Annotated in this window: 16 protein-coding genes; 10 read left to right on the top strand and 6 right to left on the bottom strand. The window is 70.3% G+C overall.

Features of this window, described 5'->3' with window-relative positions; all coding sequences use genetic code 11:
• Window positions 1–66 precede the first annotated feature (66 nt).
• From SH922_RS07440 to SH922_RS07420, 5 genes are all read left to right on the top strand, one after another.
• A complete protein-coding gene (locus tag SH922_RS07440; RefSeq protein WP_393056178.1) occupies window positions 67–789 on the top strand; it encodes a histidine phosphatase family protein in 723 nt (240 codons plus the stop codon).
• A gap of 106 nt (window positions 790–895) precedes the next feature.
• Entirely contained in the window at window positions 896–1486 is a 591-nt protein-coding gene (locus SH922_RS07435) for a DUF3090 domain-containing protein (protein ID WP_020207450.1), read from the top strand.
• Window positions 1450–2289 carry an SCO1664 family protein gene (locus SH922_RS07430; protein ID WP_393056175.1) on the top strand — a complete coding sequence of 280 codons (840 nt, stop codon included), beginning with the start codon at window positions 1450–1452 and terminating at the stop codon, window positions 2287–2289. Before SH922_RS07435 ends, SH922_RS07430 begins: the two co-directional genes overlap by 37 nt.
• Window positions 2290–2441: 152 nt before the next feature.
• The gene (gene mshC, locus SH922_RS07425; protein ID WP_393056173.1) at window positions 2442–3671 is read left to right on the top strand and encodes a cysteine--1-D-myo-inosityl 2-amino-2-deoxy-alpha-D-glucopyranoside ligase; all 1230 of its coding nucleotides are present in this window, start codon (window positions 2442–2444) and stop codon (window positions 3669–3671) included.
• Between the two features lie 109 nt (window positions 3672–3780).
• Complete coding sequence (locus SH922_RS07420; RefSeq protein ID WP_393056171.1) at window positions 3781–6831, top strand: NPCBM/NEW2 domain-containing protein; 3051 nt, start codon at window positions 3781–3783, stop codon at window positions 6829–6831.
• A gap of 63 nt (window positions 6832–6894) precedes the next feature.
• On the opposite strand, the gene SH922_RS07415 is transcribed toward SH922_RS07420, so the two are convergent.
• Window positions 6895–7989, bottom strand: coding sequence for a PAC2 family protein (locus tag SH922_RS07415; RefSeq protein ID WP_393056169.1), 1095 nt, complete (start codon window positions 7987–7989; stop codon window positions 6895–6897).
• Between the two features lie 257 nt (window positions 7990–8246).
• Here SH922_RS07415 and SH922_RS07410 point away from each other — a divergent pair, with 257 nt between their 5' ends.
• From SH922_RS07410 to SH922_RS07390, 5 genes are all read left to right on the top strand, one after another.
• Complete coding sequence (locus SH922_RS07410) at window positions 8247–9578, top strand: L-fuconate dehydratase (RefSeq protein WP_393056166.1); 1332 nt, start codon at window positions 8247–8249, stop codon at window positions 9576–9578.
• Window positions 9575–10354 (top strand): SDR family NAD(P)-dependent oxidoreductase, encoded by a 780-nt coding sequence (locus SH922_RS07405; RefSeq protein ID WP_393056164.1) that lies wholly within the window; start codon window positions 9575–9577, stop codon window positions 10352–10354. Before SH922_RS07410 ends, SH922_RS07405 begins: the two co-directional genes overlap by 4 nt.
• A 132-nt stretch (window positions 10355–10486) precedes the next feature.
• Window positions 10487–11527, top strand: a complete 1041-nt coding sequence (locus tag SH922_RS07400) for a sugar ABC transporter substrate-binding protein (RefSeq protein ID WP_393056162.1) — start codon at window positions 10487–10489, stop codon at window positions 11525–11527.
• A gap of 2 nt (window positions 11528–11529) precedes the next feature.
• A complete protein-coding gene (locus SH922_RS07395) occupies window positions 11530–13050 on the top strand; it encodes a sugar ABC transporter ATP-binding protein (RefSeq protein WP_393056159.1) in 1521 nt (506 codons plus the stop codon).
• Complete coding sequence (locus SH922_RS07390) at window positions 13047–14099, top strand: ABC transporter permease (RefSeq protein ID WP_393056157.1); 1053 nt, start codon at window positions 13047–13049, stop codon at window positions 14097–14099. Before SH922_RS07395 ends, SH922_RS07390 begins: the two co-directional genes overlap by 4 nt.
• A gap of 105 nt (window positions 14100–14204) precedes the next feature.
• Here SH922_RS07390 and SH922_RS07385 read toward each other — a convergent pair whose 3' ends face one another.
• The 5 genes from SH922_RS07385 to SH922_RS07365 form a co-directional block, all read right to left on the bottom strand.
• Complete coding sequence (locus tag SH922_RS07385; RefSeq protein WP_393056155.1) at window positions 14205–14876, bottom strand: FadR/GntR family transcriptional regulator; 672 nt, start codon at window positions 14874–14876, stop codon at window positions 14205–14207.
• 209 nt (window positions 14877–15085) lie between these two features.
• Entirely contained in the window at window positions 15086–16699 is a 1614-nt protein-coding gene (locus tag SH922_RS07380; RefSeq protein WP_393056153.1) for an FAD-dependent oxidoreductase, read from the bottom strand.
• A 5-nt stretch (window positions 16700–16704) separates the two neighbouring features.
• Window positions 16705–18246: a glycerol kinase GlpK gene (gene glpK, locus SH922_RS07375; RefSeq protein ID WP_393056151.1), complete on the bottom strand. Its 1542-nt coding sequence runs from the start codon at window positions 18244–18246 to the stop codon at window positions 16705–16707.
• Window positions 18247–18302: 56 nt separating this feature from the next.
• Window positions 18303–19094: an MIP/aquaporin family protein gene (locus SH922_RS07370; protein ID WP_393056149.1), complete on the bottom strand. Its 792-nt coding sequence runs from the start codon at window positions 19092–19094 to the stop codon at window positions 18303–18305.
• Between the two features lie 229 nt (window positions 19095–19323).
• Entirely contained in the window at window positions 19324–20088 is a 765-nt protein-coding gene (locus SH922_RS07365) for an IclR family transcriptional regulator (protein ID WP_393056147.1), read from the bottom strand.
• Window positions 20089–20221: the final 133 nt, after the last annotated feature.

Raw genomic sequence — 20221 nt, 5'->3', positions numbered from 1 at the left:
TGCACGGCACCGGACCCCGCTCCCTGATCCAGCCTGATCCGAACGAGAGGCCCTACGCTGGCCGCTATGCCGACCCTGATCCTCGTACGCCACGGACGCTCCACCGCCAACACGGCCGGAGTGCTCGCCGGCCGCACCCCCGGTGTCGCGCTCGACGAGCGCGGCACCGAGCAGGCCGCCGCGCTCCCCGGACGGCTGGCCGCCCTGCCCCTGGTCGCCGCCGTCAGCAGCCCGCTGCAACGCTGCCGGGAGACACTCGCGCCGCTGCTCGACGTCCGGCCCGAGCTGGCGCTGCACACCGAGGAACGGATCAGCGAGTGCGACTACGGCGACTGGTCGGGACGCAAGCTCGCGGAGCTCACCGACGAGCCGCTGATGACGGTCGTGCAGCAGCACCCGTCCGCCGCGGCGTTCCCCGGCGGCGAGTCGATGCGGGCGATGCAGGCACGCGCCGTCGACGCGGTGCGGGACTGGAACGCGAGGATCGAGGCGGAGCACGGCGAGAACGCCGTCTACCTGATGTGCTCCCACGGGGACGTCATCAAGTCCCTTGTCGCCGACGCCCTCGGCATGCATCTGGACCTCTTCCAGCGCGTACAGGCCGACCCGTGTTCCGTCACCGCGATCCGCTACACCAGGCTGCGCCCGTTCCTGCTGCGGCTCGGTGACACGGGCGACCTGGCATCGCTGGCGCCCCGCGAACCGGGGCCGGACGCGAGCGCCGGGAGGGCTGCGGCGGCCGGCGGCGAAGGGGACGCGGCGGTCGGCGGCGGCGCTGGGGCGCCGTGATCGCTTCGCACAGTAGGGTGGACGCGCCGTAGGCGCCTTTCCGGGGGACTCTCCCGGGCCGGCCCCGCCGACCCTCATATGCCGTCAATCTCAAGGGAGACAGGACGTGTCCCGTCAGGTGTTCCTCTACGACCCCCCGGACCGTTTCGTGGCCGGTACGGTCGGGCTGCCTGGACGTCGTACGTTCTTCCTGCAGGCATCCTCAGGCGGACGTGTCACCAGCGTGGCCCTGGAGAAGACCCAAGTCGCCGCGCTCGCCGAGCGGGTGGACGAACTGCTCGACGAAGTGGTGCGGCGCACCGGCGGGAACTCACCCGTTCCGGCCGTGGCCCCGATGGACGTCACCGACACCGCTCCGCTCGACGTCCCCGTCGAGGAGGAGTTCCGGGTCGGCACCATGGCGCTGGCCTGGGACGGCGAGGAACAGCGCATGATCGTCGAGGCGCAGGCCCTGGTCGAACTGGACGCGGACTCCGTCGAGGACCTCGCGGAGGCCGAGGAGCGGCTGCTCCAGGACGAGGAGAACGGCCCGCCGATGCTCCGGGTCCGGCTCAGCGGCGCACAGGCCAGGGCCTTCGCCAAACGCGCCCTGGACGTCGTGAACGCAGGCCGCCCCCCGTGCCCCCTGTGCAGCCTGCCGCTCGATCCGGAAGGACACGTATGCCCGCGCCAGAACGGATACCGCCGCGGGGCCTGACCGACGACGGGCTGATCACCCTGCTCGGCAAGGGGCAGCTCACGGTCCTCGGACAGGTCCGCGGGGCCTCCAACGCGGTGCTCTACTGCTCGGTCGCGTACGAGGGCGAGCAGGCGCACTGCGTCTACAAGCCGGTGGCCGGCGAGCAGCCCCTGTGGGACTTCCCCGACGGCACCCTCGCCCAGCGCGAGGTGGCCGCCTACGAGGTCTCCGAGGTGACGGGGTGGGGCCTGGTGCCGCCCACCGTCCTGCGGGACGGGCCGTACGGCCAGGGGATGTGCCAGCTCTGGATCGAGGCGGCGCCGCAGGACGAGGGTGCCTCCGGGCTGCTCGCGCTCGTCGAGGACGAGGAGCCGGCCGAGGGCTGGAAGCCCGTGGCCCTCGCCGAGGTGGGGGAGGGGAGGACGGCGCTGCTGGTGCACGCGGACGATCCCCGGCTGCGCCGCCTCGCGGTCCTCGACGCAGTGATCAACAACGGCGACCGCAAGGGCGGCCATCTGCTGCCCGCACCCGACGGCCGGCTGTACGGCATCGACCACGGTGTGACCTTCAACGCGGACGACAAGCTGCGCACGCTGCTGTGGGGCTGGGCGGGCGAGCCGCTGCCGGCGGAGGCCGTCGAGGTGCTGGACCGGCTGGCCGCGGAACTGGAGCCGGGGGCCGCGCTGCTCACCCGGCTGGGGGAACTGATCACCGCCGCCGAGATCGAGGCCCTGCGGGCCCGGGTGGCGGGTCTGCGGTCCACGGGGCTGCACCGGGAGCCGAGCGGGGAGTGGCCGGCCATCCCGTGGCCGCCGGTGTGACCGAGCCGGTGTGAGCAAGCCGCTGGGACCCCCGGGGGTCCCAGGAGCCACCGGGGCAGGCATCTTCCGGGCCCGGGCGCAAGAGCGCCTCTTCGGACAGGATTCCCCCCTCCGGTTCGTATCCGGAAGCTGCATCCGGTTACGCTCGTGCCATGCATGCCTGGCCCGCTTCTGAGGTCCCCGCCCTTCCTGGCAAGGGCCGCGACCTTCGGATCCACGACACCGCGACCGGCGGACGGATCACCCTTGACCCCGGTCCCGTCGCCCGCATCTATGTCTGCGGCATCACGCCGTACGACGCGACCCATATGGGTCATGCGGCGACTTACAACGCGTTCGACCTCGTTCAGCGCGTGTGGCTCGACACCAAGCGGCAGGTTCACTATGTCCAGAACGTGACCGACGTGGACGACCCGTTGCTGGAGCGGGCCGTGCGCGACGGCAAGGACTGGACCGAGCTCGCCGAGAGCGAGACGGCCCTGTTCCGTGAGGACATGACTGCCCTGCGCATGCTTCCGCCGAAGCACTACATCGGAGCCGTCGAGGCGATACCCGGCATCGTGCCGCTCGTCGAACGGCTCCGGGACGCGGGCGCCGCCTACGACCTCAACGGCGATGTGTACTTCTCCGTCGACACCGATCCGCACTTCGGCCAGGTCTCCAACCTCGACGCCGAGGCGATGCGCCTGCTCTCCGCCGAACGCGGCGGCGACCCCGAGCGCCCGGGCAAGAAGAACCCGCTCGACCCGATGCTCTGGATGGCGGCCCGCGAGGGCGAGCCGAGCTGGGACGGGGCCTCGCTCGGTGCGGGCCGGCCCGGCTGGCACATCGAGTGCGTCGCCATCGCCCTGGACCACCTCGGCATGGGCTTCGACGTCCAGGGAGGCGGCTCCGACCTCGCCTTCCCCCACCACGAGATGGGCGCCTCGCACGCCCAGGTGCTGACCGGAGAGCACCCGTTCGCCCAGGCGTACGTGCACGCCGGCATGGTCGCCCTGGACGGCGAGAAGATGTCCAAGTCCAGGGGCAACCTCGTCTTCGTCTCGGCGCTTCGCCGCGACGGCGTGGACCCTGCGGCCATCCGCCTCGCCCTGCTCTCGCACCACTACCGCTCCGACTGGGAGTGGACCGACCAGGTGCTCGCCGACGCGGTGGAGCGGCTCGCGCGGTGGCGTGCCGCCGTCTCGCGCCCCGACGGGCTGTCCGCCGACGCGCTGGTCGAGGAGGTCCGGGAGGCCCTCGCCGACGATCTGGACGCCCCGGCGGCCCTGGCCGCCGTGGACCGCTGGGCCGAGCGGCAGACCGCCGAGGGCGGGACGGACGAGGGAGCGCCGGGACTCGTCTCTCGCACCGTCGACGCCCTGCTCGGTGTCGCGCTGTAACTGCCCGCAGGATTACATCCCTTCACCGGCTCCGAACTTCTTGATGAAGTTCGGAGCCGGTTCCGTTTTGTCCATGGTCAAATGCTCGATGCTGCGCTAAAAGCGCTCTATGCAATCATCAACGCGCATCAGAGGGGCAGTAGTTGCAGCGCTCCTGGGACTGCTCGCCGCGCTCTCGGGGCCGGGCAGCGCCCAGGCCGCCGACGCGGCCGAACCGGCCGGCACGACGGTCGGCGACCTCACCGGCTTCACCGCCGACGGACCCGTCTACCGGCTGAGCGCGGGGGCCGCGAAGGCCCGCGTCAGCTTCGTGTCCGAGGAGACCTTCCGTATCGAACTCGCTCCGGACGGCACCTTCGAGGACCCTGCGCGCGACGCCATCGTCCTGCCGCAGGGCACCCCGCCCCGCACCCGCTGGAAGGAGCGCGGCGACCGCTACGACCTCTCCACGGGCAACGTCACTCTGCGTGTCTACAAGTCGCCCCTGCGGTTCGCTCTGTACCGGGCCGACGGCAGTCAGGTCTGGTCCGAGGCGAAGGGGCTGAGCTGGGACGGCGAGAAGACCACCCAGACCCTGGCCCGCGGCGCCGACGAGCAGTTCTACGGCGCCGGCATGCAGAACGGCCGCGGCAACACCTCGCACCGGGACAAGACCGTCGAGGTCGGCGTCGACTACAACTGGGACGACGGCGGGCACCCCAACTCGGTGCCCTTCTACCTCTCGTCGGCGGGCTACGGCGTCTTCCGCAACACCTTCGCGCCGGGCACCTACGCCTTCACCGATCCGGTGACCACCACCGAGCAGGAACAGCGCTTCGACGCCTACTACTTCGCGGGCGACAGCGCCAAGGACGTCATCGGCCAGTACACGAAGCTCACCGGCAAGCCCTTCCTGCCTCCGGTGTACGGCATGGAGATCGGTGACGCCGACTGCTACCTGCACAACGCCAACCGCGGTGAGCGCCGCACCCTGGACTCGCTGAAGGTCGCCGACGGCTACGTCGAGAACGACATGCCGAACGGCTGGATGCTCGTCAACGACGGCTACGGCTGCGGCTACGAGGACCTCGCCGAGACCTCCAAGGGTCTCCAGGACCGCGACATGCAGCTCGGCCTGTGGACCCAGGACGGCATCGAGAAGATCGCCGACCAGGTCAAGGCCGGCCAGCGCGTCGCCAAGCTCGACGTCGCCTGGATCGGCGAGGGCTACAAGTTCGCCCTGGACGGCTGTAAGGACGCGTACAAGGGCATCGAGGACAACAGCGACGCCCGCGGCTTCACCTACGCCCCCGAGAGCTGGTCCGGGGCGCAGCGCTGCGGCGTCCAGTGGTCCGGCGACCAGTACGGCACCTGGGACTACATCCGCTGGCAGATCCCGACCTACGCGGGCGCCACGATGTCCGGCCTCGCCTACACCACGGGTGACGTCGACGGCATCTTCGGCGGGAGCGCCAAGACGTACACCCGTGACCTCCAGTGGAAGATGTTCCTCGGGACCACGATGACGATGGACGGCTGGGCGGCCAGCGACAAGCAGCCCTTCCGGTACGGGGAGCCGTACACCTCCATCAACCGCGACTACCTCAAGCTGAAGGAGTCGCTGCTGCCGTACCAGTACTCCTACGCCCACGAGGCGACGAAGTCCGGCGTCGGCATGGTCCGCCCGCTGGTGCTGGAGTACCCGGACGACCCGAAGGCGGCGACGGACGCGGCCAAGTACGAGTTCATGTCCGGTGAGGACTTCCTCGTCGCCCCCGTCTACCAGGACAGCACCGAGCGCGACGGCATCTACCTGCCGAAGGGCACCTGGACCGACTACTGGAGCGGGCGGACGTACGAGGGACCGGTCACGCTCGACGACTACAGCGCCCCGCTCGACACCCTGCCGCTCTTCGTCAAGGGCGGTGCCAGTGTGCCGATGTGGCCGGGCATCCGCTCGTACAAGGACCGCACCGCCACCTCCCCGCTCGCCTGGGACATCTACCCGCAGGGCGATTCCTCGTTCACGCTGTACGAGGACGACGGCGTGACCCGGCAGCACCGCGACGGCGCGTACGCGACCCAGACGGCCGACGTCCGGGCACCGGCCAGGGGCGCGGGCGACGTCACCGTCGACATCGGTGCGAGCAAGGGCGCGTTCACCGGGAAGCAGAGCACCCGCCCGTACGAGTTCAGTGTGCACACCGGCTCCGCGCCGAGTGCCGTGAAGCTCACCGGCAAGCTGCCCCGGCTGGACTCGGCTGCCGCCTACGCCTCGGCGAAGCAGGGCTGGTGGTACGACCGCGACGACCGCGGCGGCGTGGTGAAGATCAAGACCGCCCCGCTGTCCACGGGCAGGAAGTTCTCCGTGAAGCTGGAGAACACCAGCGCGGTCGGCGGTCGTGACGCCGCCGCGACCGCTGCCCTCTCCGCGCCGCAGGGCCAGGAGATCGGTGCCGGGGCCGCGGGCACCGTCGCCGTCGACGTCACCGCAGGCAAGGCCGATGTGACGGACGCCGTGGTCTCGCTCGACGTTCCCGATGGCTGGCAGACCACTCCGGCCGCCGCAGTGGACCGGATCCCGGCGGGCACCACCCGACGGGTCGAGGTGCAGGTCACCCCGGCGAAGGACGCCAAGGCGGGGGAGGCCCGGATCACCGCGCTCACGCGCTACCGGTCGGCGGGCGAGTCCCGCACGGCCGTCCAGCGCTTCGCCACAGCCGTGATGCCGGCGCCGCCCACCGGTGAGGCGTGGGCGAGCGATCTGGAGTGGCTGACCTCGTCCAACGGGTACGGACCGGCGGAGCGCGACCGCAGCAACGGCGAATCGGGCGCTGCCGACGGACACCCGCTGACCCTGGCGGGGAAGGTGTACGAGAAGGGGATCGGCACCCACGCCGACTCCGATATCGAGGTCTATCTCGGCGGGCACTGCTCGAAGTTCACCGCCGACGCCGGGATCGACGACGAGATCAACGGCTACGGCGAAGTGGCGTTCTCCGTCGAGGCGGACGGCAAGGTGCTGTGGACCTCGCCGAAGGTGACCGGGGCGTCGGCGACCGTGCCGGTCGATGTGCCGCTCGACGGTGCGCGGCACGTGCGTCTGAAGGTCACGGACACCAACGGGTCCAAGACCGGTGACCACGGGGACTGGGGCGCGGCGCGCTTCGTCTGTTCCTGAATGTCCGCAGCGATGCAGGGGAGCCGGGCGGGTACACACCCGTCCGGCTCCACGCTGTCCGGATCAGTCCTCCGAGGAGTCGTCCGGGGAATCCTCCGACGAATCCGGCGAGGCGTCGCTGCTCCCCGTACCGCCGGCCGGCCCGGCGCCCTCCCCGGAGCCGGTCACGGGACCGCTGCCGGCCCCGCCCAACGGCCCGGGGCCGGTGGATTCCGGCCGGGGCGGCTTGGGCGGCCTGGTCCGGCCGCTCGACGGGTCCCGCAGATACGAGCCCTCACCGCTGTCCGTCGCGTGCCCGCCCGGCGACTGGCCGGGGCCGGGATCCCGGCGCCGCAGATAGCGCTCGAACTCCCGGGCGATGGCCTCACCGCTCGCCTCGGGCAGCTCCGCGGTGTCCCGGGCCTCCTCCAGCGTCTGCACGTACTCGGCCACTTCGCTGTCCTCGGCGGCCAGTTGGTCGACCCCGAGCTGCCAGGCGCGTGCGTCCTCGGGCAGTTCACCCAGCGGGATGCGCAGCCCGATGAGGTCCTCCAGGCGGTTCAGGAGCGCCAGGGTGGCCTTCGGGTTGGGCGGCTGCGACACATAGTGCGGCACCGCCGCCCACAGGCTCACCGCGGGCACACCCGCGTGCGTGCACGCCTCCTGGAGGATGCCGACGATGCCGGTCGGCCCCTCGTACCTGGTCTCCTCCAGGTCCATGGTCCGTGCCAGATCCGGGTCGGACGTGACTCCGCTGACCGGCACCGGCCGGGTGTGCGGGGTGTCGCCGAGCAGCGCACCGAGCACCACCACCATCTCGACGCCCAGTTCATGGGCGAAGCCCAGGATCTCGTTGCAGAACGAGCGCCAGCGCATCGACGGCTCGATGCCCCGGACCAGGACGAGATCGCGCGGTTTCTCGCCGCCGATACGGACCACGGAGAGCCGGGTCGTCGGCCAGGTGATCTTGCGCACCCCGCCGTCCAGCCAGACCGTCGGGCGGTTGACCTGGAAGTCGTAGTAGTCCTCGGCGTCCAGCGCCGCGAACACCTCGCCCTTCCACTCCCGGTCCAGGTGCGCCACCGCCGTGGAAGCGGCGTCACCTGCGTCGTTCCACCCCTCGAACGCGGCCACCATGACCGGGTCGATCAGCTCGGGAACCCCCTCGAGCTCGATCACCCAGGCCTCCTTCCGAAGTTCCCTTGCGTACGGAACAACCTTACGGCTTCCGGCCACTGCCTCCGCAGTCCTTGCGCACGGTGGGGTGAACCCGGTCGGCCGGGATGCGTCGCCGCCCGACGCCGGACAGCAGTCGGGCAATACATCCGAGCTGTACGGGGTCAGTTTCCGCCCAACCCTGGACGTTGGGGCCTTCAGGGCGCTATACATCGGATGACCAGAGCAGAGGTCCGATGTTATTTCCCCTGGGGGCGCACATGAGTCAGACCGTCACGGATTTCGAGGTCCATGACATCCGTTTTCCGACCTCGGAACAACTGGACGGCTCGGACGCCATGAACCCCGATCCCGACTACTCGGCTGCCTATGTCGTACTGCGTACCGACGCCGCGGGCGGTGACGGCATCGAGGGACATGGCTTCTGTTTCACCATCGGGCGCGGCAACGAGGTGATGGCGGCCGCCATCGAGGCACTGAGGCCCTACCTGATCGGGCGTCCGGTGCCCCGGACCGCGGCCGACCTCGGTGAGCTGTACCGGGAGCTCACCCACGATTCGCAACTGCGCTGGCTTGGCCCCGAGAAGGGCGTGATGCACATGGCGGCCGGCGCGGTCGTCAACGCCGCCTGGGACCTGGCGGCCAAACACGCGGGAAGACCCGTCTGGCAGTTCCTGGCGGAGATGACGCCCGAGGAACTCGTCTCCCTCGTCGACTTCCGCTACCTCACGGACGCCCTCACCCCCGAGGAGGCGCTCGCCATCCTGCGCGCCGCCGAACCGGGCCGGGCCGACCGCGCGGAGCGGCTGCGGGCCGAGGGATACCCGGCCTACACCACCTCGCCCGGCTGGCTCGGCTACTCCGACGACAAGCTGGTCAGACTGGCGAAGGAGGCCGTCGCCGACGGCTTCACCCAGATCAAGCTGAAGGTCGGCGGTGACGTCGCCGACGACGTCCGCCGGCTCGCGCTCGCCCGTGAGGCCGTGGGCACCGACGTACGGATCGCCGTCGACGCCAACCAGCGCTGGGACGTCGCCGACGCCGTGGAGTGGATGACCGCGCTCGCGCCCTACGACCCGCACTGGATCGAGGAGCCGACCAGCCCCGACGACATTCTCGGCCACGCCGCCGTGCGGGCCGGCCAGCCGGTCAAGGTCGCCACCGGCGAACACGTCGCCAACCGGGTCGTGTTCAAGCAGCTGCTCCAGGCCGGAGCCGTCGACTTCGTCCAGATCGACGCGGCACGCGTCGCCGGCGTCAACGAGAACCTGGCGATCCTGCTGCTCGCCGCCAAGTTCGGCGTGCCCGTCTGCCCGCACGCGGGCGGTGTCGGACTGTGCGAGCTGGTCCAGCACCTGTCGATGTTCGACTACGTGGCGGTCTCCGGCACCTGGGAGGACCGGGTGATCGAGTACGTCGACCACCTCCACGAACACTTCGTCGATCCCACCGTGATCGAGTCCGGGCGCTACACCGCCCCGGCGGCGCCGGGCTTCTCCGCCCGGATGCACCCCGAGTCGATCGCCGCACACCGCTATCCGGAGGGCCCCGTATGGCAGGCCCGCCGCACCGATGAGGAGGACAGCCGATGACCGGCACACGCGACTTCGAGGGGATGAACGCTCTGGTGACAGGCGGCGCCTCCGGCATCGGGGCCGCCGTCGCGACCATGCTGCTGGAGCGCGGGGCCCGCGTCGCGGTTCTCGACCGGGAGACCGCGGGCGCCCCCGAGGGGACCCTCGCCGTCAAGGCGGACGTCACCGACGACGCCGCCGTCCGTGAGGCCGTCGACCGTGCGGCCGCCGAACTGGGCTCCCTGCACACGCTCGTGTCCAACGCGGGCATCGGCTCCATCGGCAGCGTCGAGGACAACGACGACGACGAGTGGACCCGGGTCCTGGACATCAACGTCCTCGGCATGGTCCGCACCGCCCGGCACGCGCTGCCGCACCTGCGCAGGGCCGCGGCCGAGCGCCCCGGCGCCGTGTCGATCACCCAGACCTGCTCGATCGCCGCCACCGCGGGGCTGCCCCAGCGCGCCCTGTACAGCGCCAGCAAGGGCGCCGTGCTGTCCCTGACGCTCGCCATGGCCGCCGACCACGTCCGCGAGGGCGTCCGCGTCAACTGCGTCAACCCCGGCACCGCGGACACCCCGTGGATCGGCCGGCTGCTCGGCCAGGCCGACGACCCGGCCGCCGAGCGCGCGGCCCTCAACGCCCGGCAGCCGCTGGGCCGGCTGGTCTCCGCCGACGAGGTGGCCGCCGCGATCCTGTACCTCGCAAGCCCCGCCGCGGCCTCCGTGACGGGCACGGCACTGGCCGTCGACGGGGGAATGCAGGGCCTGCGCCTGCGGCCCGCCGACAGCTGACCGCGGGGTGTGCGGTCCGGACTCGGGCGGCCCGGACCGTACATCTCACAGCATCTGCACCACCTGCACCACGCACCCCCGCAATGCCATCAGATCCTTCGAGCCGGTACTTCACAAAGGAACGGGACACCAATGAGAGTGCGTACGACGAGTGCGGCGGCCTGCGCCGTACTGCTGGCCGTCACTGCCCTCGCGGGCTGCAACCGCGAATCATCGGACAGCGGCGAGGGCAGCGGGAAGGTCGGCATCGACCTGCCGCGCAGCGACAGCGACTTCTGGAACTCCTACCAGAACTACGTCGAGAAGGGGGTGAAGGACGGTGGGGTCAAGGCACTGCCGCTGACCAACTCGCAGAACGACATCGGCAAGCTGGTGGCCAACGTCCAGACCTTCGCCGACCAGGGCGCCAAGGCCGTGGTGATGGCCCCGCAGGACACCGGTGCGATAGCCGAGTCGCTCAACACGCTGAACGAGAAGAAGATCCCCGTCATCAGCGTCGACACCCGCCCCGACAAGGGCGACATCTACATGGTGGTGCGGGCCGACAACAAGGCGTACGGGACGAACGCCTGCAAGTACCTCGGTGAGCAGCTGAAGGGCAAGGGCAAGGTCGTCGAGTTCCAGGGCGACCTGTCCTCGATCAACGGCCGCGACCGGTCCGAGGCCTTCAAGGCCTGCATGGACAAGGACTTCCCGGGCATCAAGGTGTTCGAGCTGGCCACCGACTGGAAGGGCGACGTCGCCTCCGCGAAGCTCCAGTCGACCCTGGCCGCGCACCCCGACATCAACGGCATCTACATGCAGGCAGGCGGCGTCTTCCTGCAGCCCACCCTGGCGCTCCTGGAGCAGAAGAAGCTGCTGAAGCCGGCCGGGACGCCGGGCCACATCACGATCATCTCCAACGACGGCATCCCGGAGGAGTTCGACGCCATCAAGGCCGGGAAGATCGACGCCACGATCTCCCAGCCCGCCGACCTGTACGCGAAGTACGCGCTGTACTACGCCAAGGCGGCTCTGGACGGGAAGACCTTCAAGGAGGGCCCGACCGACCACGACTCCACCATCATCAAGATCCCGAACGGCCTGGAGGACCAGCTTCCGGCGCCCTTGGTGACGAAGGACAACGTCGACGACCCGAAGCTGTGGGCCAACCAGCTGGAGAAGAAGAGCTAGCCATGGACCAGGCACCACCACCTGCCGTACAGGCGGAAGGCGTCGTCAAACGCTTCGGGCCCACCGTGGCGCTCGACGGGGTGAAACTCACGGTGCGGCCCGGCGAGTCGCACGCACTCGTCGGACGCAACGGCGCGGGCAAGTCGACGTTGGTCAGCGTGCTGACCGGACTCCACAAGGCGGACGCGGGCACGGTCACCTTCGGCGGGGAGCCCGCGCCCGCCTTCGGCGACACCACGGCCTGGCAGTCGAAGGTCGCCTGCGTCTACCAGAAGTCCATGGTCGTCCCCGATCTGACCGTCGCCGAGAACCTCTTCCTCAACCGGTTCGACGACAACGCCCGCTGGATCAGCTGGGGGCGGCTGCGCAGACGAGCGGAACAGCTCCTCGCCGACTACGGCGTCCAGGTCGACCCGAACACACGGGCACGCGATCTTGCCGTGGAACAGCGGCAGTTCGTCGAGATCGCTCGGGCGCTTTCCTTCGGCGCACGCCTGATCATCCTCGACGAGCCGACCGCACAGCTCGACGCCCGCGGCATCGGCCGGCTCTTCGACAAGCTCCGGGAACTGCAGGACCAGGGAGTGGCGTTCCTCTTCATCTCCCACCACTTGCAGGAGGTGTACGAGCTGTGCACGGCGGTCACCGTCTACCGCGACGCCCGCCACGTGCTGACGGCCCCCGTCGCCGACGTCACGAAGACGGAACTGGTGGCGGCCATGACCGGCGAGAAGTCCGCCGGCGCGGTCGCCTGGCACGCGGCCGGCACCGCCACACCCGTCGACGCGTCGGCCGAGCCCGTCCTGCGTACCGAGGGGCTCACCCTGGAAGGCCGGTTCGAACCCCTGGACCTCCAGGTGCGCCCCGGTGAGGTGCTCGGGCTCGCCGGCTCCGCGGCCAGCGGCAACACCGCGCTGGGCGAGGTCCTGGCGGGCATGCGCAAGGCGGGCGGCGGCACGGTCCGGGTGCGCGGCCGAGCCGTCCGCTCGGGCAGTGTGCCGCACGCCCTGGCCGCCGGGATCGGCTACATCCCCGAGGACCGGCACGACCAGGGCCTCGTCCTGGAGCGCAGCGTCGCCGAGAACGCCACACTCACGGTCACCGACCAGCTCGGCCCGTGGGGGACCGTACTGCCCTCCCGTACACGGGAGTTCGCCCAGGGCATGATCGAGTCGCTGGACATCAAGACCCAGGGGCCCGAGCAGCCCGTCTCCGGTCTCTCCGGCGGCAACCAGCAGAAGGTGGTGGTCGCGCGAGCACTGGCCCGCAAGCCCAGCGTGCTGGTGGCGGTCCGGCCCACCGCGGGCGTGGACATCAAGTCCAAGGACTCGCTGCTCGGAGTCGTCCGGCGGGTCGCCGACGAGGGCAACGCCGCAGTCGTCGTCTCGGACGAACTGGACGATCTGCGGGTCTGCGACCGGGTCCTCGCCCTGTTCCACGGGCGGGTCGTCGCAACATTCGCAAGCGGGTGGTCCGACGGGGAACTCGTCGCCGCCATGGAAGGTGTGGGGGAAAGGGAATGACCGGCACGATACGGCCGTCCACGGCCGAGGACATCAACGGGGCGCTGAAGGGCGGTGCGGGCGAGGACGGCCCGCTGAGCCGGCTCAAGCTGATCCGGTGGAGCGACTTCTCCCTGGTACCGGTGATCCTGGTGCTGATGGTGATCGGCTTCATCGTCTCGCCGGTCTTCCTCACCTCCGACAACCTGATCAGCGTCGTCCAGCAGTCCTCCGAGCTGAGCCTGCTGGTCCTGGGCCAGGCGCTGATCCTCATCTGCGGCCGGATGGACCTCTCGCTGGAGTCGACGATCGGCATCGCGCCCGTCGTCGCCATGTGGCTGGTGCTGGACTCCGAGGGCGGCCGTTTCGCCGGCCTCGGATTGTTTCCCAGCTGGTCGGCGATCCCGCTCTGTCTGCTGGTCGGGCTCGTCATCGGCGGCATCAACGGCTTCCTGATGCTGAAGCTCCGGGTCAACGGCTTCATCGCGACGCTCGGCATGCTGACGATGCTGCGCGGCCTCCACATCGGCATCACCGAGGGCAAGTCCATCACCGACGTCCCGGAGTCCTTCCGCTACCTCGGCAAGACCTCGTGGTTCGGTGCCCCGGCCGCGGTCTGGATCTGCCTGGTCCTCTTCGCGATCGGCGGGGCGGCCCTGGCCTGGCTGCGCCACGGACGCTCGCTGTACGCGATCGGCGGCAACCCGGAAGCGGCACGCGCCGCGGGCATCCGCGTCGACCGGGTCACCTGGATCGTGCTCGCCATCGGCGGTCTGCTCGCCGCGTTCGCGGGCATCCTCTACACCGGCCACTACGGGGCGGTCGCCGCGACCCAGGGCAACGGCTGGATCTTCCAGGTGTTCGCCGCGGCCGTGATCGGCGGCATCAGCCTCAAGGGCGGACGCGGCACGCTGTTCGGTGCGCTGACCGGCGTACTGACACTGCAGCTGGTGGTCAACGTGATGACGCTCGGCGGCGTCCCGGCGCTGTGGAACCAGTTCCTCAACGGCGCCATCATCATCGTCGCCCTGGTCATCTCCCGCTTCGCGAGCGGCGAGAAGCAGGACTGAGCGGAACACGTCCGGAGAACGCCGGCGGGGCTGATCTCCTCAGCCCCGCCGGCGTCTGAGGCGCGGGGTCCGGGGCGGAGCCCCGGGTCGGCCCGCTGCCGAACGCTAGAGCGTCGACCGCAGCCACTGCTCCACGCTCGCCACATGGACCGTCGCCCAGGCCCGTGCGGCCTCCGCGTCGCGGTCCCGCAGCGCCGCGACGATCGCCCGGTGCTCGTGGAGCGTGCGGCTCACCGCGTCCTCCTGGGTCAGCCCGCGCCAGACCCGCGCCCGGGTCGTCGGACCCGAAAGACCGTCGAGCAGTGAGCAGAGCACCGAGTTGCCGGACGACTGCACGATGCCGCGGTGGAACTCCAGATCGCAGGCCACCAGCTCCTCGACCGAGGGGCGCTCGCCCAGCGCGTCCAGCTGGGCGCTCAGCAGGTCCAGCTGTTCCTCACTGATTCTGCTCGCCGCCATCGCGGTCGCGGCCGGCTCCAGGATCCGGCGGACCGCCAGGAACTCCAGCACCGTGTCGTCGCGGTGGAAGTCCACGACGAAGCTCAGCGCCTCCAGCAGCAGCTGGGGGTCGAGACTGGTGACATACGTGCCGTCGCCCTGGCGCACGTCGAGAATGCGGATCAGCGACAGCGCGCGTACCGCCTCCCGCAGCGAGTTGCGGGACAGACCGAGCTCCGCGGCGAGTTCGCTCTCCTTGGGGAGACGATCGCCGGGCCGTAGCGCACCCGAGACGATCATTCCCTTGATCTTCTCGATGGCCTCGTCAGTGACAGCCATGGGCGACCTCCAGACATCCGATGTATCGCACCATTATGCGTCCCCGGAGGCGGCCGGAGCGCCCTTCGGGCCGACCTGTGCAACGCCTGTACCGCGACGCCGCGCCGTTACGCCCGGTTTCGTGCGACAGGGTCCGGAACGGCCCTGGGTGAATCGGCACATGCGGACGGGGGCGGCGTCCCCCCGGACGCCGCCCCCGTCCGCATGTGTCAGCTCTTCCGGTCGCCCAGCACCGACTCGACACCGGCCCGGATCTCGTCCGTCGCCAGACCCCGGATCGTCAGCGTCGTCCGGCGCCGCAGCACGTCGTCCGCGGTCTGGGCCCACTCGTGGTCGCGCGCGTAGGCGACCTGCGCCCAGATCTCCGGCGCGTCCGGGTGGATGCGCTCCGCGAGCGCCGGGTTCTCGTTGGCCAGCCGGGCGATGTCGAAGGACAGCGAACCGTAGTGCGTGGCCAGGTGCCGTGCCGTGTCGGCGGACATCCGCGGACCGGGCGTGCCGCCGTCGATCAGCAGGCGGTGGGCGACCGCGTTCGGGTTGGCGATCCCCGGCAGCGGCAGCTTCTTCGGCAGCCGGGCCATCGGCTCCATGTCCTCGGCCAGCGGGTGCCCGGGGAGCGCTGCCAGCTTGTTCATCACCGTACGGCCGATGTGGCGGAACGTCGTCCACTTGCCGCCCGCGACCGAGAGCATCCCGCCGCGGCCCTCGGTCACCACCGTCTCGCGCTTGGCCTTGGAGGTGTCACCGGGCCCGCCCGGCAGCACCCGCAGCCCCGCGAAGGAATACGTGATCAGATCCCGCGACAACTGCTGGTCCCGGATCGAGAACGCCGCCTCGTCCAGGATCTGCGCGGTGTCCTGCTCGGTCACCGCGACATCCGCCGGGTCGCCCTCGTACTCCTCGTCCGTCGTACCAAGGAGCAGCATGTCCTCCCACGGCAGGGCGAACGTGATGCGGTACTTGTCGATCGGCGTGGCCAGCGCGGCCTTCCAGGGGCGGGTGCGCTTGAGCACCAGGTGCGCGCCCTTGGACAGACGTATCGACGGCGCCGCGTTCGGGTCCTCCATCTTCCGCAGGTGGTCGACCCACGGACCGGTGGCGTTCAGGACCAGCCGCGCGGTGACGCCGAACTCGGTGCCGTCCGTACGGTCCTCGAGGTCGGCGCCCGTCACCCGGCCCCTGGTGAACCGCAGCCCGGTCACCGCGGCGTGGTTGAGGACGGTCGCCCCCGCGTCGACGGCCGCGCGGACCGTCATCAGCGCCATCCGCGCGTCGTTCATCTGGTCGTCGCCGTAGACCGCGACGGCCTTCAGATTGTCCGTACGCAGCTCCGGCACATCACGCTGCGCCTTCGCCGGGCTGATCACATGGCCGACGCCGTCGCCGAAGGCGGACAGCGCCGAGTACGCGAACACGCCCGCGCCGAGCTTGGCCGCACCGTGCGGCCCGCCCTTGTAGACCGGCAGGTAGAAGGTGAGCGGATTGGCCAGGTGAGGGGCCACCTGACGCGACACCGCGCGCCGCTCGAAGTGGTTCTCCGCGACCAGCTTCACCGCGCCGGTCTGCAGATAGCGCAGACCGCCGTGGAGCAGCTTGGAGGAGGCGGAGGAGGTGGCGCCGGCGAAGTCGCCGGCGTCCACCAGGGCCACCCGCAGCCCGGACTGCGCGGCGTGCCAGGCGGTGGAGATGCCCAGAATGCCGCCGCCGATCACCAGGAGGTCGTACGTCGCCTTGGAGAGCTGCTCCCGGGTCTCGGCGCGGCTCGGAAGGGAGCCGGAGGCCGGATGCGTCCCGAGGGCGGGGACGCTCTGCAGGGTGGTCATGTTGTCTACTCCTCGTCTTCGAGCCAGCCCATGGTCCGTTCCACGGCCTTGAGCCAGCTCTTGTACTCGCGGTCGCGGGTGTCCGCGTCCATGCGGGGGGTCCACTCGGCGGCCCGGCGCCAGTTGGCGCGCAGCGCGTCGGTGTCGGGCCAGAAGCCGACGGCCAGGCCGGCGGCATAGGCGGCGCCGAGGCAGGTGGTCTCGGCGACCATCGGGCGCACCACGGGGGCGTCCAGGAAGTCGGCGAGCGTCTGCATCAGCAGGTTGTTGGAGGTCATTCCGCCGTCGACCTTGAGCGCGGTCAGCTCGACGCCGGAGTCCTTGGTCATGGCGTCGCTGATCTCGCGGGTCTGCCAGGCGGTGGCCTCCAGCACGGCACGGGCGATGTGCGCCTTGGTGACGTAGCGGGTGAGCCCGGCGATGACACCGCGGGCGTCGGGACGCCAGTACGGGGCGAACAGTCCGGAGAAGGCCGGCACGAAGTACGCGCCGCCGTTGTCCTCGACCGACGAGGCCAGCGTCTCGATCTCGGCCGCGGACTGGATCAGGCCCATCTGGTCGCGCATCCACTGCACCAGCGAACCGGTGACGGCGATCGAGCCCTCCAGGGCGTAGACCGGCTTCTGCTCGCCGATCTGGTAGCCGACCGTGGTCAGCAGCCCGTTGTAGGAGTTGACGGGCGTCTCGCCGGTGTTCATCAGCATGAACGTGCCGGTGCCGTACGTCGACTTGGCCTCGCCCTCGGCGAAACACGTCTGGCCGAACAGCGCGGCCTGCTGGTCACCGAGTGCGGAGGCGACCGGCACGCCGTCGAGCACGCCGCCCTTGGCCTTCCCGTACACCTCGGCCGAGGACCGGATCTCGGGCAGCAGGGCAGCCGGGATGTCCATGGAGGCGAGGATCTTGTCGTCCCACGTCATGGTGTGCAGGTTCATCAGGAGCGTGCGCGAGGCGTTGGTGACGTCGGTGACGTGGACGCCGCCGTCGGTGCCGCCGGTCAGGTTCCAGATGACCCAGGAGTCCATGGTGCCGAAGAGGATGTCGCCGCGCTCGGCGCGCTCGCGCAGCCCCTCGACGTTGTCGAGCAGCCAGCGGACCTTGGGGCCGGCGAAGTACGAGGCGAGCGGCAGGCCGGTCTCGCGGCGGAAGCGGTCCTGGCCCACGTTGCGGCCGAGCTCCTTGCAGAGCGCGTCGGTGCGGGTGTCCTGCCAGACGAGGGCGTTGTGGACGGGCTCACCGGTGTTCTTGTCCCAGAGCAGGGTGGTCTCGCGCTGGTTGGTGATGCCGATCGCCTTCACGTCGGCGGCGGTGATGCCGGCCTTGACGATCGCGCTCGCCACGACCTCCTGGACGTTCTCCCAGATCTCGGCCGCGTCGTGCTCGACCCAGCCCGGCTTCGGGAAGATCTGCTCGTGCTCCTTCTGGTCGACGGAGACGATCCGGCCGTCCTTGTCGAAGACGATGCAGCGGCTGGAGGTGGTGCCCTGGTCGATGGCCGCGATGAACGGCCCGGTGCCGTGGGTGCCGGTGGTGTGTGCGTCGGTCACGGTGTGCTCCCGGAAGTCTGTGTGGTCTTGGGGGTGACGGCTCTGGGCCCTGTGGCTCACGCGAAGGCGAGGTTGTAGAGCCCGCCCGCGATCGCGCCGCCGACGAGCGGTCCGACGACCGGGATCCAGGCGTATCCCCAGTCGGATCCGCCCTTGTTCGGCAGCGGAAGCAGCGCGTGCACGATACGCGGACCGAGGTCGCGAACCGGGTTGATTGCGTAGCCCGTCGGGCCGCCGAGCGAGAGACCGATGGAGACGACCACCAGCGCGGTGATCAGCGCGCCGAGCGTGCCGAGGCCGTTGCCGTTGTCGTTGAGGCCCTGGGTGAGGATCGCCAGGACCAGCACGGTCGTCGCGATGATCTCGGTGACGACGTTCTGCACGGCGTTGCGGATCTCGGGACCCGTGGAGAAGACGCCGAGAACCGGTCCGGCCTTGGGGGCTGCGGCCTTGTCGACCATGCCCTCCTCACCCGTATGGGCGTTCAGGATCTCCGGATCGGTGAGATGCGCCCGGAACTGTCCGTAGTAGGCCACCCAGCACAGCGCCGCGCCGATCATCGCGCCGAACAGCTGCGAGACGAGATAGAGCGGGACGTCGCTCCACTTGGTGCCGCCCTCGATCGCCAGACCGAGGGTGACGGCCGGGTTGAGGTGCGCTCCGGAGACTCCGCCGACGAGATATGCGCCGGTCAGCACCGCGAAGCCCCACCCGAAGGTGACGGCGAGCCAGCCGGCGTTCTGTGCCTTCGAGTGCTTGAGCGTGACGGCGGCACAGACACCGGCGCCGAGCAGGATGAGTACGGCGGTACCGATGGTCTCGCCGATGAAGATGTCGGAGCTGGACACCCGCGACTCCTTTGTCCTTCGTCCAGGGAAGCCGAACCCCGGGTACCTCCGGTGGTCCGCGCCCTCAGGTGAGGGCGTTGCGGCCTTGGCACCGTCACACCCTAACGCGTATTTCCGTTAGGCGTTCGACAATGCCGACCGATGAACGGCAGTGTTTCTCCCAGGTGAATGAGGCGTCAAGGGGTGTGTGTCCTATGACTCGATCGTTACCGATGATCCCGCAGGGAACTCAGAAGCGCCTGGCGCCCAGATCCCGGGAGACCGCGCGGGCGCAGTCCCGTACCGCCGCCACCAGCTCGGGCCGCAGCTCGCCGTCCGCGCACACCCGCTCAACCGCGCCGGTCACGGCCACGGCTCCCACCGGCATCCGGCGCCGGTCGTGGATCGGGGCGGCCACCGCGGCCACGCCCTCCCAGGTCTCCTCCACGTCGGCCGCCCAGCCCCGCGCGCGGACCAGTTCGAGCATCGACTCGAACTCCTGCGGATCGGTGACGGTGTGGGGGGTGAAGGACTGCCGCTCGGCCTCCAGGGCCTCCGTGTGGGCCACCGGGTCGTAGGCGGACAGGACCTTGCCCAGGGCCGTGGAGTGAAGCGGCTGCATGGCCCCGACCTCCAGGACCTGACGGCTGTCGTCGGGCCGGAAGACGTGGTGGACGATCAGGACGCCCTGCTGGTGCAGGACACCCAGGTGCGTGCTCTCGCCGCTGGAACGGGCCAGATCGTCCGTCCAGACCAGTGCTCGTGCCCGCAGCTCGTGGACGTCCAGATAGCTGTTGCCCAGACGCAGCAGCTCGGCCCCCAGCTGATAGCGGCCGGATGCCGCGTCCTGCTCGACGAAGCCCTCGTGCTGGAGCGTGCGGAGGATTCCGTGCGCGGTGCCCTTGGCCAGGCCCAGGGAGGAGGCGATGTCCGACAGTCCCAGCCGCCGCTCGCCGCCCGCCAGCAGGCGCAGCATCGCGGCCGCCCGCTCCAGCGACTGGATGTTCTTGGCCATCGCGCCGTACTCCTCCACCTCGGTTCGACAATGCTGAACACTATCGGTCGATGCCGACCCATGCTCGATCGCAAGGGAATTCTGCGGCACTCCGACAGCCCGGACGACCACCTGAACAGCATGCAGTCCGATT

The organism is Streptomyces sp. LN549, assembly GCF_043203805.1.
Taxonomy (GTDB): Bacteria; Actinomycetota; Actinomycetes; order Streptomycetales; family Streptomycetaceae; genus Streptomyces.
This window is presented reverse-complemented; position numbering and strand designations above follow the sequence as displayed.